Below are 15,583 nucleotides of genomic sequence, written 5' to 3'. Positions count from 1 at the left end.
CTGTCACCAAGCAAGTGGCGTCCCCTAGGGGATTCGAACCCCTGTTGCCGCCGTGAAAGGGCGGAGTCCTAACCGCTAGACGAAGGGGACACGAATGTGTCACGACTTCGCAGCCGTCTTGCTCATTACGTTTTCATCAGACAATCTGTGTGAGCACTTCGGAGGAAGGTATCTTCAGGTAAGGAGGTGATCCAACCGCAGGTTCCCCTACGGTTACCTTGTTACGACTTCACCCCAGTCATGAATCACAAAGTGGTAAGCGCCCTCCCGAAGGTTAAGCTACCTACTTCTTTTGCAACCCACTCCCATGGTGTGACGGGCGGTGTGTACAAGGCCCGGGAACGTATTCACCGTAGCATTCTGATCTACGATTACTAGCGATTCCGACTTCACGGAGTCGAGTTGCAGACTCCGATCCGGACTACGACGCACTTTATGAGGTCCGCTTGCTCTCGCGAGGTCGCTTCTCTTTGTATGCGCCATTGTAGCACGTGTGTAGCCCTGGCCGTAAGGGCCATGATGACTTGACGTCATCCCCACCTTCCTCCGGTTTATCACCGGCAGTCTCCTTTGAGTTCCCGACCGAATCGCTGGCAACAAAGGATAAGGGTTGCGCTCGTTGCGGGACTTAACCCAACATTTCACAACACGAGCTGACGACAGCCATGCAGCACCTGTCTCACGGTTCCCGAAGGCACTAAGGCATCTCTGCCGAATTCCGTGGATGTCAAGGCCAGGTAAGGTTCTTCGCGTTGCATCGAATTAAACCACATGCTCCACCGCTTGTGCGGGCCCCCGTCAATTCATTTGAGTTTTAACCTTGCGGCCGTACTCCCCAGGCGGTCGACTTAACGCGTTAGCTCCGGAAGCCACTCCTCAAGGGAACAACCTCCAAGTCGACATCGTTTACGGCGTGGACTACCAGGGTATCTAATCCTGTTTGCTCCCCACGCTTTCGCACCTGAGCGTCAGTCTTTGTCCAGGGGGCCGCCTTCGCCACCGGTATTCCTCCAGATCTCTACGCATTTCACCGCTACACCTGGAATTCTACCCCCCTCTACAAGACTCTAGCCTGCCAGTTTCGAATGCAGTTCCCAGGTTAAGCCCGGGGATTTCACATCCGACTTGACAGACCGCCTGCGTGCGCTTTACGCCCAGTAATTCCGATTAACGCTTGCACCCTCCGTATTACCGCGGCTGCTGGCACGGAGTTAGCCGGTGCTTCTTCTGCGGGTAACGTCAATTGCGACGGTTATTAACCGTCACACCTTCCTCCCCGCTGAAAGTACTTTACAACCCGAAGGCCTTCTTCATACACGCGGCATGGCTGCATCAGGCTTGCGCCCATTGTGCAATATTCCCCACTGCTGCCTCCCGTAGGAGTCTGGACCGTGTCTCAGTTCCAGTGTGGCTGGTCATCCTCTCAGACCAGCTAGGGATCGTCGCCTAGGTGAGCCGTTACCCCACCTACTAGCTAATCCCATCTGGGTTCATCCGATGGTGTGAGGCCCGAAGGTCCCCCACTTTGGTCTTGCGACGTTATGCGGTATTAGCTACCGTTTCCAGTAGTTATCCCCCTCCATCGGGCAGATCCCCAGACATTACTCACCCGTCCGCCACTCGTCACCCAAGGAGCAAGCTCCTCTGTGCTACCGTTCGACTTGCATGTGTTAGGCCTGCCGCCAGCGTTCAATCTGAGCCATGATCAAACTCTTCAATTTAAGTTTGATGCTCAAAGAATTAAACTTCGTAATGAATTACGTGTTCACTCTTGAGACTTGATATTTTTTTAAGTCCGTAGACTTTTGATATCAATCCTGCGAGTGCCCACACAGATTGTCTGATAAATTGTTAAAGAGCAGTGCGACCAGTGCTTTACGCTGCTGTCGCGAGGTGGCGTATATTACGCCCTCCTCTTTCAGAGTCAATCTCTTTTTCGAGATTTTTCTCTGGCGGGATGAATCACTTCGTCCCTCGCTGACCGTCTGCGTTGCCGCTTTCCCGTGTCAGTGGAGGCGCATTATAGGGAGTTAATTCTGACTGACAAGCGTTTATTGCAAAAAAATGATCGTTCGGCCTAAATTTCACCAAAGCGCCTTATTTCACAACGATTTGCCTGGTAAGTGCGCAAAATCCTGGGCAAAAAGCGCGACTTTTTGCCAATCGGTGTATTCCACTTCTTTTGACGTATCCGTTTCGCCACCCGTCATACGCATAATCAGCTGAATCATGACGCGATCGAACCAGCGATAGCGTGGATAACGCAGCGCACCGGCGAATACCGCACAGCAATCTGGCTGCCACGGCGACTGCGTCAGGAACTTATGTGTATAAACGTTGGTTTCCGGCGTACATTTATCGGCTTTGCGTGCCGTCAGATTCACACTAAAGAAACCACTGACACGTTGTTCCAGCTGCGCGCGATACTGCGTCACAAACTTCATCAGTGCCGGATGGAAATGACCATAGCGAATTGAAGCGCCAATCAGCACGCGATCATACTGCGCCCAGTCGAGAGACGCGGTATGCAGCATATCAATCACATCACATAGCTGCTGCGGCGCCAGGCTTTGCGCGATGCGCCCGGCGATCTTTTGAGTTTGCCCGTCACGGCTGGAGTAGAGAATCAACGCTTTCATTACACAATCCCGTTTTATCATTCACGCCAGAAGGTCGGCGTGAAGAGAACCAGCAATGTGAAGACCTCAAGTCGGCCAAACAGCATGGTCGAGATCAGAATCCACTTCGCCACATCATTCATTGATGCGAAGTTATCGGCCACCACGCCCAACCCCGGTCCGAGGTTATTAAGGGTGGCAGCGACGGCAGCAAACGCCGAGAAGTCATCCACGCCGGTGGCGATAATCGCCAGCATACTGACGAGGAACACCAACGCATAGGCGGAGAAGAAGCCCCACACCGCTTCCAGAATGCGTTCTGGCAGCGCACGGTTGCCTAACTTAATAGTGTAAACCGCATTGGGATGAACCAGACGCTTCAGCTCACGCGACCCCTGCTTGCACAGCAGCAGAATGCGGATCACCTTTAACCCGCCGCCGGTAGAACCGGCGCAGCCACCAATAAAGGCGGAACATAACAGCAGCACCGGCAGGAACAGCGGCCAGCGTGCAATGCTATCGGTGGTAAACCCGGCGGTAGTCGCCATCGACACCACCTGGAAAAAGGCCTGATTCAGGGTTTGCCAGCCGCTGGCATAGACATCGTGGAACCACAGCACCAGAGTGCAAATCAGCACCAGCGTCAGCTGCACGCCAATGAACATGCGAAACTCGGGGTCGCGCCAGTAAACTTTCAGGCTGCGTCCGCTAAGCAGAGAGAAGTGCAGGCCATAGTTACAGCCAGAGATCAGCAGAAATACCGCTACGATGGTGTTGATGGTCGGACTATTGAAGTAACCGATACTGGCATCATGGGTAGAGAAGCCGCCAATCGCGATAGTGGAGAAGCTATGGCCGATGGCATCAAACACCGGCATCCCCGCCAGCCACAACGCCACAGCGCAGGCCACCGTTAACAGGACATAGATCAGCCACAGCGTTTTTGCCGTTTCTGCAATACGCGGTCGCATCTTGTTGTCTTTCAGCGGCCCTGGCATCTCGGCGCGATACAGCTGCATACCACCAACCCCGAGAATCGGCAGGATCGCCACCGCCAGCACGATGATCCCCATACCGCCCAGCCATTGCAGCATCTGGCGATAGAACAGAATCGCTTTGGGTAATGAGTCCAGCCCCACCAGCGTCGTTGCCCCGGTGGTGGTTAATCCGGAAAACGATTCGAAAAATGCATCGGTCACGGACAGGTGCGGCTGTTCCGCAAACATAAACGGCATCGCCCCGACGCTGCCCAGCACCGTCCAGAACAGCACCACAATCAGAAACCCTTCGCGCGGCTTCAGCTCAGTTTTCTCCTTGCGGTTTGGCCACCACAATAATGAACCAATCACGAGGGCCATCATAAAGGTCTGGCTGAACGCCCGCCCGGCACCGTCACGATAAATTAAGGCCACCAGACCGGGCAAGATCATGGTCACTGAGAACAGGATCACCAGCAGGCCCACAATGCGGGTTATGGCGCGAAAATGCATTCAGCCGTTTCCTTTCAAAGAGATAAGCTTGAGTTTTCCAGCGGGATGAGCGTCAGCACGCCCCGGCTGTAGTCAGAGAGGTTTTGCCGAAAGCCATCGATCTGGCTATGCGGTAATGCCAGCCGCAACGTAATGCGATCAAGATAATGGCTCTCTTCTATCTTGCCGTCAAAGCGCTGCAACAGGCGTTCGATATCGCTCAGCTGGGCATACTCGCATTGCAGGGTAAAAGATTGCATCGGCACTTTGCGACAGCGGGCCAGCTGTTTTAGCCCTTGCTGCACGCCGCCGCCATAGGCTTTCACCAGCCCGCCGGTACCCAGCATAATGCCGCCATAGTAGCGCACCACCACGGCGGTAATTTCCCCAACGCCGCTGCCCATCAGCTGGGCCAGCATCGGTTTGCCCGCGGTGCCCGATGGTTCGCCATCATCAGAAAAGCCCAGTTGCTGTGAATCATCCGGCGCACCCGCCACCCATGCCCAGCAATGGTGACGCGCCGCTGGATGTTCAGCTTTGATCTGCTGAACAAAGGCGCGCGCCGCCTCTACGCCAGCGGTATGCGCCAGCAGCGTGATAAAGCGGCTTTTCTTGATGGTTTCCTCACTGAGGCTCACGGCCTCAGCGGGAATGTCATAGGCGTCCATCAGGCCAGATGCAGATCGCGCGTCATGTTTTCAATCCGGTTGGCGTGGATCACCACATTATCCTCGATGCGGATGCCGCCATACGGCTTCAGCGCATCAATCGCCTGCCAGTCGAAGTGCTGGCTAAACTTGCCAGCACGCAGCGCGGCCAGCAGCGAATCGATAATGTAGAAACCGGGTTCGATGGTCATCACCATGCCCGGTTCCAGCACACGGGTACAACGCAGGTAAGGATATTGCGCCGGAGCCGCAAGGTGCGTCCCCTTATCATCCTGCATAAAGCCCGCGACATCATGTACCTGCAAGCCCAGCGGATGGCCGAGGCCGTGTGGCATAAACGGACCGGTTAAGTCTTCCGCCACCAGCGTCTCTTCACTTAATCCCTTCACCAGCTCGAACTTCAGCAGCAGGCGCGCAATGCGTTGATGCATTTGCAGATGATAATCGGTATAGCGCACGCCAGCTTTGAGGGTGGCGATCAGCGCCAGCTCCTCTTTGTTCATCGCGTCGACCATTTCGGCATAGCGCGATTTCGTCTGCGCGGCATAGCTGCGGGTCAAATCCGCGGCATAGCCCAGATACTCAGCCCCGGCATCAATCAAAAAGCTATGGCGCTTCGCTGGCGGCTGGTGATCCAGTTTGGTGTAGTGCAGCACGGCGGCGTGTTCATTCAGCGCGATGATGTTGCCGTAAGGCACATCGATATCGCGATGGCCGGTGGCGCTCAGGTAAGCGATGTTGATATCGAACTCGCTCATGCCGGAGAAAAAGGCTTCTTTGGCGGCACGATGACCGGCAACCGCCAGCTTCTGCGCTTCACGCATACAGGCCAGCTCATAATCAGTTTTGATGCTGCGATGGTAATGCAGGAAATCGATCACCCCTTTCGGGTTGATGCCATCCGCCTTAATCCCCAGCTGGGTAGCACGCGTCGGCACCGGGCCAATATACGCCACGTTGTCGCGCTGGGCCGGGAGCAACTGCCCAATCTCGTCCGCATTTTTCAGGCCAATAACCTCAACGTCACCGGTCCAGAAGCTGTTCGGCAGCGGTTCGACGTTGTGCCAGTAATCCACTGGCGAATAGAACCACAGTTTGGGTTTATTCACGCCATCGATCCATAACCAACAGTTTGGCACCTGCGTGACCGGCACCCAGGCTTTGAACTGCGGATTCACCTTAAACGGATAGTCGTGATCGTCGAGAAACACGGTCAGCAACTCGCCGGAATGAATCAGCATGGCATCAAGTTTAAAGCGTGCCAGCACCTGCTGCGCCCGCTGTTGCAACGTATTGATATGTGCGTGATACAGGGTTTTCAGTGAATCCATGGACTTGTCTCCAGTGTCGCGAAAATGGCCGCAGTGTAGCACAGCCGCGCCAGTGATGCCGTGCCCCGCGCGCTGTGATCGCTGTATCAAATAATCAAACTCTTGTTTGCAAAAAATTAACATGACGCCCAGACTCTCGATCATCTGGTATGACCAGATCAACTTTCGCGGTTTCAGGAGACGGACATGCTCTACCAAGGCGATACCCTTTCTGTTCGCTGGCTTGACGATGGCATCGCCGAGCTGGTTTTTGACGCGCCCGGTTCGGTGAACAAACTCGATACCAAAACCGTTGCCTCGCTGGGCGAGGCGTTGGGCGTACTCGAGCAGCAACCCACGCTGCGCGGCCTGCTGCTCACATCAGCGAAACCGGCGTTTATCGTCGGTGCCGACATCACCGAATTTCTCTCCCTGTTCGATGCTCCCGAAGAGAAGCTGAGCCAGTGGCTGGCGTTTGCCAACAGCATCTTCAATCGTCTGGAGGATCTGCCGGTGCCCACCGTCGCCGCTATCGACGGTTATGCGCTGGGCGGCGGCTGTGAATGCGTGCTGGCGACCGATTTCCGCATCGCCACGGCGCAAACCCGTATCGGCCTGCCGGAAACCAAACTCGGCATCATGCCCGGCTTTGGCGGCAGCGTGCGCCTGCCGCGTCTGCTCGGCGCGGACAGCGCGCTGGAGATTATTGCCGCAGGCAAAGATGTCGATGGCCTCAGTGCGCTGAAGCTGGGCCTGGTGGATGCGATAGTAAGCCCGGATAAATTGCGCAGCGCGGCCTTAACCGTGTTGCAGGACGCGATCGTCCAGGGCAGCTGGCAGGCGCGTCGTGCACCGAAGCTGGCGCCGCTGAAGCTCAGCCCGATTGAAGCCGCGATGAGTTTCACCATCGCCAAAAGCATGGCGCTGCAAACCGCCGGGAAACACTATCCGGCGCCGATCACCGCAGTGAAAACCATTGAAGCCGCAGCGGGTCTGGGCCGCGACGATGCGCTGAAGCTGGAAACCGCCGCCTTTGTACCGCTGGCGCAAAGCGATGTGGCGCGCGCGCTGGTCGGCATCTTCCTGAACGATCAATACGTCAAAGGGCTGGCGAAAAAACGCGGCAGCGCCACCAGCACGCCTGCGCAGGCGGCAGTGCTCGGCGCAGGGATTATGGGCGGCGGCATTGCTTATCAGTCGGCATGGAAAGGCGTGCCGGTGATGATGAAGGATATCAATCCACAGGCGCTGGCGCTGGGGATGAAAGAAGCCAGCAAGCTGCTGAATAAACAGCTGGAGCGCGGGAAAATTGATGGCGCGAAACTGGCCAGCGTGCTGACCACCATCCAGCCGACGCTGGAGTATGCCGGGTTTACCCGTGCCGATGTGGTGGTAGAAGCGGTGGTGGAAAACCCGCAAATCAAAGCCAAAGTGCTGGCCGAGACCGAGCAGCAGCTGCGCGACGACGCCATCCTGGCCTCTAACACCTCCACCATTCCTATCAGCCAGCTGGCGCAGGCGCTGCAACGCCCGGAAAACTTCTGCGGGATGCACTTCTTCAATCCGGTGCCGCGGATGCCGCTGGTGGAAGTGATCCGTGGCGAAAAAACCTCGGAGGAGACGCTGGGCAAAGTGGTGGCCTGGGCCAGCAAAATGGGTAAAACGCCGATTGTGGTGAATGACTGTCCCGGTTTCTTCGTCAACCGCGTGTTGTTCCCCTACTTCGCCGCCTTCAGCCTGCTGCTGCGCGACGGTGCCGATTTCCGTCAGGTCGATAAAGTGATGGAAAAACAGTTTGGCTGGCCGATGGGACCGGCGTGGCTGCTGGATGTCGTCGGCATCGATACCGCCCATCATGCGCAGCAGGTGATGGCGCAGGGCTTCCCGTCACGGATGCAGAAAGATTATCGCGACGCCATCGACGTGTTGTATGAAGCCGGACGTTATGGTCAGAAAAATGGTCTCGGTTTCTGGCGCTGGGAAGAGGACAAAAAGGGCAAGGCGCAGAAGCAGCCCGATGCCGCGGTGGATGCGTTGCTGGAACACGTTTGTCAGCCGAAGCGGGTGTTCAGTGATGAAGAGATTGCCAACCGCATGATGCTGCCGATGCTGAACGAAGTGGTGCGCTGCCTGGAAGAGAAGATCATCGCATCCCCTGCCGAAGCCGATATGGCGCTGGTGTATGGCCTGGGCTTCCCGCCGTTCCGTGGCGGCGCCTTCCGCTATATGGATACGCTGGGCAACAGCACGGTGGTTGATCAGGCTAAACGCTACACCGCTCTTGGCCCGCTCTATGCGCTGCCGGAGCTGCTGTTGCAGAAAGCCCATCAGCATCAAAGCTGGTATCCCGAAGCCCAACCGATTGATGAAGCCGCGCTGCAAAGTGCCTGAGGGTAAGAAAATGGAAAATGTCGTTATTATCGATGCCGCCCGTACACCAATGGGACGTTCCAAAGGCGGCGCGTTTCGTCAGGTACGCGCGGAAGATCTCTCGGCCCATCTGATGCGGGAACTGCTCAGCCGCAATCCGGCGCTTGATCCGGCGTCACTGGATGACATCATCTGGGGTTGCGTGCAGCAAACGCTGGAGCAGGGCTTCAATATCGCCCGCAACGCCGCGCTGCTGGCGGAGATCCCGCACCGCGTCCCGGCCAGCACCGTCAACCGTTTATGCGGTTCGTCGATGCAGGCGCTGCACGACGCTGCGCGCGCCATTATGGTCGGCGATGCGCAAAGCTGCCTGATTGGCGGCGTCGAACATATGGGCCATGTGCCAATGAGCCACGGCGTGGATTTCCATCCGGGCTTAAGTCGTACCGTGGCGAAAGCCGCTGGCATGATGGGTCTGACTGCCGAGATGCTGGCGCGGATGCATCATATCAGCCGTGAACAGCAGGATGCCTTTGCGCTGCGCTCGCACCAGCGCGCCTGGCAGGCCACCCTGCGTGGCGATTTCAAACGTGAAATCATCCCGACTTATGGCCACGATGCCGACGGCGTGCTGAAACGTTATGACGCGGATGAAGTAATTCGCGAAGACGCCAGCCTCGCGGGCCTGGCGGCGCTGAAACCGGCGTTTGACCCGGTCAATGGCACCGTCACCGCCGGCAGCTCCTCGGCCCTGTCCGACGGTGCGGCGGCGATGCTGCTGATGAGCGAGAGCCGCGCCCGTGAACTGGGCCTGACTCCGCGCGCGCGCATCCGCAGCATGGCGGTGGTTGGCTGCGATCCTTCGATCATGGGGTATGGCCCGGTACCGGCCAGCAAGCTGGCGCTGAAACGCGCCGGTCTGACAGTGCAGGATATTGACCTGTTCGAACTGAACGAAGCCTTCGCAGCACAAACGCTGCCCTGCCTGAAAGATTTAGGGTTGCTGGATCAGCTGGACGAGAAGGTGAACCTGAACGGCGGCGCGATTGCGCTCGGTCATCCGCTGGGATGCTCCGGGGCGCGCATCAGTACCACGCTGCTGCATTTGATGGAGCGACGCGATGCGCAATTTGGTCTGGCGACCATGTGTATTGGTTTAGGTCAGGGGATTGCCACCGTATTTGAGCGTCTGTAATACGTTGACCAGGTCGGCATGAATGCCGACCCTGCACGTAGGGTGCGCATGAATGCGCACCCGTATCGTTCAGACGCGATCAAATAAACGCGAAGGCGTCGCCATACATCTGCGCTTCCAGCGCGCCGCGCTCGGCGCAGAAGCGTTCGCGTGCAATCTTCGCCATCTCAAAGCGACCAGCGATATAGATATCGTGCGCGCTCAGCGTGGCGTAATCCTGCATCACCGCGGTCAGCACCGTACCGGTACGACCCTGCCAGTTCGCTTCCGGCTGCTCAACCACCGGGATCACCTTCAGATGCGGATGCTTCACCGCCAGCGCATTGAGTTCGTCGAGATCGTAGAGATGCGTCAGTTCGCGGCCGCCCCAGTAGATGGCGATCTCACGGTCAGGCCGTTGCGCCAGCGCGGTCAGCAGAATGGAACGGGCATAGGAGAAACCGGTGCCGCCCGCAATCAGGATCACCGGACGGTCGCTATCTTCACGCAGCCAGGCATCGCCGTGCGGCATATCCACGGTGATTTCGCGCTGATTCTGGATACGTTCCATCACCGCCATGGCGTAGAGATTCAGCTCGGATGCGCCGATGTGCAGCTCGATAATATCTTTTTCCATCGGCGTGGAGGCCAGGGAGAACGGACGCTTATCACGTTCATCCATTACCACCATCAGGTACTGTCCGGCCCGGAAGCTAAAATCCGCTTCCGGGATTAAACGGACGCGGTAGACGGTATCAGTAATCGCTTCAACCGAAGTCACTTTGCAGCTTAACGTTGTCATGCGTTCCCTCTGTCGGGTCATTTTTATGGTTGCTCGCCGCCGTCAGCGCTGCGGCGGCTCAGCAAAGATGCCTAACTCATCCCAGATGGCGTCAATACGCGCCGTGACCAATGGGTCCTTCACAATCGGGGTGCCCCACTCGCGCGTCGTCTCACCGGGCCATTTGTTGGTGGCATCAAGCCCCATCTTCGAACCCAGCCCGGAGACCGGCGAAGCGAAGTCGAGATAGTCGATGGGCGTATTCTCAACCAGCACCGTGTCGCGCGCCGGGTCCATACGGGTGGTAATGGCCCAGATCACATCGTTCCAGTCACGCGCATTGACGTCATCGTCACACACAATAACAAATTTGGTGTACATGAACTGCCGCAGGAATGACCAGACGCCAAACATCACGCGTTTGGCGTGACCGGCGTACTGCTTTTTCATCGTTACCACCGCCAGGCGGTACGAACAGCCTTCCGGCGGCAGGTAGAAATCGACAATTTCCGGGAACTGCTTAATCAGGATCGGCACCAGCACTTCATTTAACGCCACGCCCAGCACCGCCGGTTCATCCGGTGGACGGCCGGTATAGGTTGAGTGATAAATCGCGTTGCGACGTTGCGTTATGTGCGTCACGGTAAACACCGGGAAGTTATCTACTTCATTGTAGTAGCCGGTGTGATCGCCGTACGGACCTTCAGGCGCCATATCGCCCTGCTCGATATACCCTTCCAGCACGATTTCCGCGCTGGCGGGGACTTCCAGCTCGTTAGACAGGCACTTCACCACCTCGGTCTTGTTGCCACGCAGCAGCCCGGCAAAAGCATATTCCGACAGCGTATCCGGTATCGGCGTTACGGCACCGAGAATGGTGGCCGGATCGGCGCCCAGCGCGACAGAAACCGGGAAACGCTCGCCCGGATGGGCTTTACACCACTCCTGAAAATCGAGCGCGCCGCCACGGTGCGACAACCAGCGCATAATCACGCGGTTTTTGCCAATCACCTGCTGACGATAAATGCCCAGATTCTGGCGTTCTTTATGCGGCCCGCGCGTCACGGTTAAACCCCAGGTGATCAGCGGCGCCGCATCGCCAGGCCAGCATTTCATCACCGGAATACGCGATAAATCGACCTCGTCGCCAGTAAAAACCTCTTCCTGGCACGGCGCATTGCGCAGCCGTTTGGTCGGCATGTTCAGCACCTGTTTGAACTGCGGCATCTTGTCGAACAGATCGCGGAAGCCCTTGGGTGGCTCCGGTTCTTTAAGAAACGCCAGCAGTTTGCCGACTTCGCGCAGCGCGCTGACCTCTTCCTGGCCCATGCCCATCGCCACGCGCTTCGGCGTGCCAAACAGGTTGCACAGCACCGGCATGTCATAACCCTTGGGGTTTTCGAACAGCAGCGCCGGGCCGCCAGCACGCAGCGTGCGGTCGGCAATTTCGGTCATCTCCAGTTCAGGATCGATCGCCTGAGTGATGCGCTTTAACTCGCCCCGCTGCTCCAGCAGGTCAAGGAAATCTCGTAAATCATGATATTTCATGCGGGTTTAGCTTTCCGGCCCAATTGAATCGGCCATTATAGGGCCGATTCTGCGGCTATGTTGAGGTTTCTGCGTCAGGCGGGCTGACAGGAGAACGGCACCAGCGACTGCAACGCCAGTACATCATGGTAAGCGGCAATCGGCTCGCCGTGGCGGAATACTTTAAAGTCTTCACCGCGCGCGCTGTAGTAGCGCAGACGGCTCTCGCTAACGTGCAGGAAACTGGCTTCGCGCAGCGCAATCACCGACTCATGCGGGTTCACCGCACAAAATTCGGCCAGGCGCTCATCACGGGTTTCACCCATATGGCCGCTGACATGCGCATCAAGGTAATGCGGATTGATCTGCACCGGGAACAGACCCAGCGCGGGGAGCACCACGCTGCTGCGTACCGGCATATCATTGGTGGTGCGAATGGATGGCGTCGCGACGTTGCAGCCCGCGCTCCAGCCGACGTAAGGCACGCTACGCTCGCGCACCGCGCGCTGGATGGCCACAATCAGCCCTTGCTCATGCAGCATCTGGTTCAGCAACCAGGTATTGCCGCCGCTCACCAGAATCAACTCGGCCTGCTCAATCGCCTGCACCGGCGAAGCGAATTCATGCACGGTGCGCACCTGAATACCGAGCGAGTCGCTGAGATCCTGCGCCCGCTGGGCATGATCGCCACGAATAATGGCGTAAGGCACCAGCACCGCAGAGGTGATACCGCGTTGTGCAATCATCGCGTGCAGCTGTGGGTGGGCATAACTCAGCAGCGGAGCATCATCGGCCAGCTTGCCGTTGCTTAACAGGAACAGTTCCATCAGACGGTCCTTTTCATTCACAAGATGGTGAAGGAGTCTGATACAGATGATCGCCAGACGTCAATTTTCTTGCGATAAACGATGACAAAGGGTTAGAACTCAGAAAAATCGTAGTGAAATTTGTTTCGCGACTGCGTTTCCCCCGGCCGATGCGCTATAACTCTGACAGCAGGTTTGCTATTCTTAGCGTCCATTCTTTGGGAGCAGTTATGGAATCCTGGTACTTACTCTATTGCAAACGTGGACAGCTATTGCGCGCGAAGGAGCATCTTGAGCGGCAGGAGGTCAATTGCCTCAGCCCGATGATTGCGCTGGAGAAAATCGTCCGTGGCAAACGCACGACCGTGAGTGAGCCGCTGTTTCCCAACTATCTGTTTATTGAATTCGATCCGGAAGCGATCCACACCACCACCATCAGCAGCACGCGTGGTGTCAGCCACTTTGTGCGCTTTGGCACCATGCCAGCGACGGTGCCGTATGAAGTGATCGAAGCGTTACAAAGTGATGCCCCGCAAATCCTGATCGATCCCGAAACGCCGCAAATCGGTGATGAAGTGATCATCACCGAAGGCACCTTCGAAGGGTTGCGCGCTATTTTTGCCGAACCGGATGGCGAAACCCGTTCAATCCTGCTGCTTAACCTGCTGAATAAACAGGTGATGCGCAGCGTGGATAACAAACAGTTTCGGAAAGCCTAAGCCAGCCTGAATAACTGCCGCGCATTGTGATCAACCTGCGCGCCCAGCGTCTCTGCCGACTCATTACGCCATAGCGCCACCTGCTGCACGATGTGCGGCAGAAAGCACGGCTCGTTGCGGCGTGAAGTCGGGCGTGGATGCATGTCACGCGGCAGCAGGTACGGCGCATCGGTTTCCAGCAGCAGACGTTCGGCCGGAATCAGCGGCAGCAACTCACGCAGTTCCATACCGCGACGTTCGTCGCACACCCAACCGGTAATCCCCACCGACAGGCCGAGATCAAGACAGGCGACCAGCTCCTCACGCGTGCCGGTAAAACAGTGCGCCACCGCGCCCACCAGTTTTGGCAACCAGGGACGCAGCACCGCGGCAAAACGCGCATGCGCTTCGCGGCAATGCAAAAAGACCGGCAGCTGTAATTCAGCCGCCAGCGCCAGCTGCGCCTCGAAGGCGTATTCCTGCTGGTCATGCGCCGAAAGGTTACGGTTAAAATCCAGTCCGCATTCCCCGATCGCCACCACCTGCCCGCTCTCGGCCAGGCGACGTAGCGTATTGGCGGTTTCAGCTGACCATTCGCTGGCATGGTGCGGGTGCACGCCCGCGGTTGACCAGCAGTAGCCCGGATGCAGCGCGGCCAGCCGCTGTGCCTGCTGACTTTCCAGCGCGTTGGTGCCGGTGATTAACAGGCCGGTGACGCCCGCGTCGCGCGCGCGTGCAACCACCTGTTCGCGATCTTTGGCGAACTGCGTGCTGGTCAGGTTTACACCGATATCAAACATGTTTTTTCCCAAATAAAAACCGCCCAACAGGCGGGCGGTTCAGATTCATCATCATCCCGCTCGCATACGGGATGCCCTGCAAAAGGAGATCAGGATTCGGTGTTGTTTTCCTCATCCATCGCCTTACGCCCTTTCCCCACATAGTAGCGGGAAAAGAATACGCCGACTTCAAACAGGCAGTACATCGGAATAGCGAGCAAAGTTTGGGAAAAAACGTCTGGCGGTGTGAGCAGCATCCCAACAACGAACGCGCCAACCAGAATGTAAGGACGTTTCTTTTTCAGCTCTTCCGGCGAGGTGATCCCGGTCCAGCACAGCAGCACAATCACCACCGGCACCTCAAACGCCACCCCGAATGCCAGGAAGAGGGTCATGACGAAGTCGAGATAGTGGGTGATGTCTGTCGCGATTTGCACCCCCTGCGGCGCCGTTTTGGCAAAGAAGCCAAACGCCAGCGGGAACACGACGAAGTAAGCAAAAGCCACGCCGACGTAAAATAACAGCGTGCTGGAGAACAGCAGCGGCATCACCAGTTTGCGTTCATGGCGATAGAGCGCTGGCGCAATAAACGCCCATACCTGATACAGAATCACCGGCACGGCAAGAAATACCGACACAATGATGGTGAGCTTAATCGGGGCAAAGAACGGCGACGCGACTTCGGTGGCGATCATACTGGCACCGGCGGGCATCTGGCTAATCAACGGTTCTGCCACCAGATGGTAGATGTCGTTGGCGAAGTAAATCAACGCCAGAAAAATCACAAATACCGCGATGATGCAGTTCAACAGACGCTTGCGCAGCTCAATCAGATGGCTGATGAGCGGTTGGGTATCTTCAACGGCCATGTTTATCGTTCATCACTTGCGGAAGGAGTCGTCGCTGTGCTGCGAGGGGCACTGGCGGTTTCGGGTTTATCCGCGGCAGCCGGAGCAGGTTGCGGAGCCTGCGCCGGGGCGCTGGCCTGATGTTCCGCCGTCGCGGGCGTTACTGGCAGCACGCTGCTGGCAGGCTGCGGCGTATGAATGGTATTGGCTTCATCTTCCGCTTTCTCTACATCGATGCTCTGCTGATAAGAACGCTTCATGGAGTCGGCGGTTTTCCGCAACTCTTCCATCGATTCTTTCAGTTCCGGGGACAGCGTGCCACGGCCCGCCTCTTCCACCTTCTTCAGGCTATCCTGTAGCTCCTGTAGCTTCAGTTCCTGCGCCAGTTCATGTTGTACGTTGGCGGCCAGCGAGCGAATCGCCCTGATCCAGCCCACAACGGTTTTTACCGCAACCGGTAATCGTTGCGGGCCAAGAACAATCAGCCCGATAACGAACACCAATACCAGTTCACTAAAACCAATGTCGAACACAG

The 15,583-nt window shown here is 57.2% G+C and carries 13 protein-coding genes, 1 tRNA gene and 1 rRNA gene; 3 read left to right on the top strand and 12 right to left on the bottom strand.

The annotated features are described in order from the left end of the window. Window positions 1-15 precede the first annotated feature (15 nt). The 6 genes from AC6I8V_RS01095 to pepQ all read right to left on the bottom strand — a co-directional run bounded on the left by AC6I8V_RS01095 (window position 16) and on the right by pepQ (window position 6,086). Window positions 16-90 (bottom strand) — tRNA-Glu (locus tag AC6I8V_RS01095). 89 nt (window positions 91-179) lie between these two features. Continuing rightward, a 16S ribosomal RNA gene (locus AC6I8V_RS01090) occupies window positions 180-1,721 on the bottom strand. A gap of 381 nt (window positions 1,722-2,102) precedes the next feature. Further along, the gene (gene hemG / locus AC6I8V_RS01085) at window positions 2,103-2,639 is read right to left on the bottom strand and encodes a menaquinone-dependent protoporphyrinogen IX dehydrogenase (RefSeq protein WP_497844114.1); all 537 of its coding nucleotides are present in this window, start codon (window positions 2,637-2,639) and stop codon (window positions 2,103-2,105) included. Window positions 2,640-2,656: 17 nt separating this feature from the next. Then, on the bottom strand, window positions 2,657-4,108 hold the full coding sequence (gene trkH, locus AC6I8V_RS01080) for a Trk system potassium transporter TrkH (protein ID WP_497844113.1): 1,452 nt from the start codon (window positions 4,106-4,108) through the stop codon (window positions 2,657-2,659). A gap of 14 nt (window positions 4,109-4,122) precedes the next feature. Then, the gene (locus tag AC6I8V_RS01075; protein WP_497844112.1) at window positions 4,123-4,755 is read right to left on the bottom strand and encodes an IMPACT family protein; all 633 of its coding nucleotides are present in this window, start codon (window positions 4,753-4,755) and stop codon (window positions 4,123-4,125) included. Next, window positions 4,755-6,086, bottom strand: coding sequence for a Xaa-Pro dipeptidase (pepQ, locus tag AC6I8V_RS01070; RefSeq protein WP_497844111.1), 1,332 nt, complete (start codon window positions 6,084-6,086; stop codon window positions 4,755-4,757). The genes AC6I8V_RS01075 and pepQ overlap by 1 nt, the downstream gene beginning before the upstream one ends. Before the next feature lie 186 nt (window positions 6,087-6,272). On the opposite strand from pepQ, the gene fadB reads away from it, so the two are divergent. Next, a complete protein-coding gene (fadB, locus tag AC6I8V_RS01065) occupies window positions 6,273-8,456 on the top strand; it encodes a fatty acid oxidation complex subunit alpha FadB (RefSeq protein ID WP_497844110.1) in 2,184 nt (727 codons plus the stop codon). Window positions 8,457-8,466: 10 nt separating this feature from the next. After that, window positions 8,467-9,630, top strand: a complete 1,164-nt coding sequence (gene fadA, locus AC6I8V_RS01060; RefSeq protein ID WP_497844109.1) for an acetyl-CoA C-acyltransferase FadA — start codon at window positions 8,467-8,469, stop codon at window positions 9,628-9,630. A gap of 79 nt (window positions 9,631-9,709) precedes the next feature. Here fadA and fre read toward each other — a convergent pair whose 3' ends face one another. The 3 genes from fre to pepE form a co-directional block, all read right to left on the bottom strand. Further along, window positions 9,710-10,411 carry an NAD(P)H-flavin reductase gene (gene fre, locus AC6I8V_RS01055; RefSeq protein WP_497844108.1) on the bottom strand — a complete coding sequence of 234 codons (702 nt, stop codon included), beginning with the start codon at window positions 10,409-10,411 and terminating at the stop codon, window positions 9,710-9,712. 42 nt (window positions 10,412-10,453) lie between these two features. Then, window positions 10,454-11,938 carry a 4-hydroxy-3-polyprenylbenzoate decarboxylase gene (gene ubiD / locus AC6I8V_RS01050; RefSeq protein WP_497844107.1) on the bottom strand — a complete coding sequence of 495 codons (1,485 nt, stop codon included), beginning with the start codon at window positions 11,936-11,938 and terminating at the stop codon, window positions 10,454-10,456. Window positions 11,939-12,012: 74 nt separating this feature from the next. After that, complete coding sequence (pepE, locus tag AC6I8V_RS01045; protein WP_497844106.1) at window positions 12,013-12,744, bottom strand: dipeptidase PepE; 732 nt, start codon at window positions 12,742-12,744, stop codon at window positions 12,013-12,015. A gap of 209 nt (window positions 12,745-12,953) precedes the next feature. On the opposite strand from pepE, the gene rfaH reads away from it, so the two are divergent. Beyond that, window positions 12,954-13,442, top strand: a complete 489-nt coding sequence (gene rfaH / locus AC6I8V_RS01040; protein WP_497844105.1) for a transcription/translation regulatory transformer protein RfaH — start codon at window positions 12,954-12,956, stop codon at window positions 13,440-13,442. Here the strand turns inward: rfaH and tatD are convergent. The 3 genes from tatD to tatB all read right to left on the bottom strand — a co-directional run bounded on the left by tatD (window position 13,439) and on the right by tatB (window position 15,581). Further along, window positions 13,439-14,221: a 3'-5' ssDNA/RNA exonuclease TatD gene (tatD, locus tag AC6I8V_RS01035; RefSeq protein ID WP_497844104.1), complete on the bottom strand. Its 783-nt coding sequence runs from the start codon at window positions 14,219-14,221 to the stop codon at window positions 13,439-13,441. The genes rfaH and tatD overlap by 4 nt on opposite strands. Window positions 14,222-14,310: 89 nt before the next feature. After that, a complete protein-coding gene (gene tatC, locus AC6I8V_RS01030) occupies window positions 14,311-15,069 on the bottom strand; it encodes a Sec-independent protein translocase subunit TatC (RefSeq protein ID WP_497844103.1) in 759 nt (252 codons plus the stop codon). A gap of 2 nt (window positions 15,070-15,071) precedes the next feature. Further along, on the bottom strand, window positions 15,072-15,581 hold the full coding sequence (tatB, locus tag AC6I8V_RS01025; RefSeq protein WP_497844102.1) for a Sec-independent protein translocase protein TatB: 510 nt from the start codon (window positions 15,579-15,581) through the stop codon (window positions 15,072-15,074). Window positions 15,582-15,583 lie beyond the last annotated feature (2 nt).

Source organism: Pantoea sp. X-Soil-TKNS-1207, from assembly GCF_059730485.1.
This window is presented reverse-complemented; position numbering and strand designations above follow the sequence as displayed.

Bases quoted from the DNA above. Each gene is read 5' to 3' on its own strand.
- hemG (WP_497844114.1), bottom strand. From the start codon at position 2,639: ATGAAAGCGTTGATTCTCTACTCCAGCCGTGACGGGCAAACTCAAAAG.
- trkH (WP_497844113.1), bottom strand. From the start codon at position 4,108: ATGCATTTTCGCGCCATAACCCGCATTGTGGGCCTGCTGGTGATCCTG.
- pepQ (WP_497844111.1), bottom strand. From the start codon at position 6,086: ATGGATTCACTGAAAACCCTGTATCACGCACATATCAATACGTTGCAA.
- rfaH (WP_497844105.1), top strand. From the start codon at position 12,954: ATGGAATCCTGGTACTTACTCTATTGCAAACGTGGACAGCTATTGCGC.
- pepE (WP_497844106.1), bottom strand. From the start codon at position 12,744: ATGGAACTGTTCCTGTTAAGCAACGGCAAGCTGGCCGATGATGCTCCG.
- AC6I8V_RS01075 (WP_497844112.1), bottom strand. From the start codon at position 4,755: ATGGACGCCTATGACATTCCCGCTGAGGCCGTGAGCCTCAGTGAGGAA.
- fadB (WP_497844110.1), top strand. From the start codon at position 6,273: ATGCTCTACCAAGGCGATACCCTTTCTGTTCGCTGGCTTGACGATGGC.
- fre (WP_497844108.1), bottom strand. From the start codon at position 10,411: ATGACAACGTTAAGCTGCAAAGTGACTTCGGTTGAAGCGATTACTGAT.
- ubiD (WP_497844107.1), bottom strand. From the start codon at position 11,938: ATGAAATATCATGATTTACGAGATTTCCTTGACCTGCTGGAGCAGCGG.
- tatC (WP_497844103.1), bottom strand. From the start codon at position 15,069: ATGGCCGTTGAAGATACCCAACCGCTCATCAGCCATCTGATTGAGCTG.
- fadA (WP_497844109.1), top strand. From the start codon at position 8,467: ATGGAAAATGTCGTTATTATCGATGCCGCCCGTACACCAATGGGACGT.
- tatD (WP_497844104.1), bottom strand. From the start codon at position 14,221: ATGTTTGATATCGGTGTAAACCTGACCAGCACGCAGTTCGCCAAAGAT.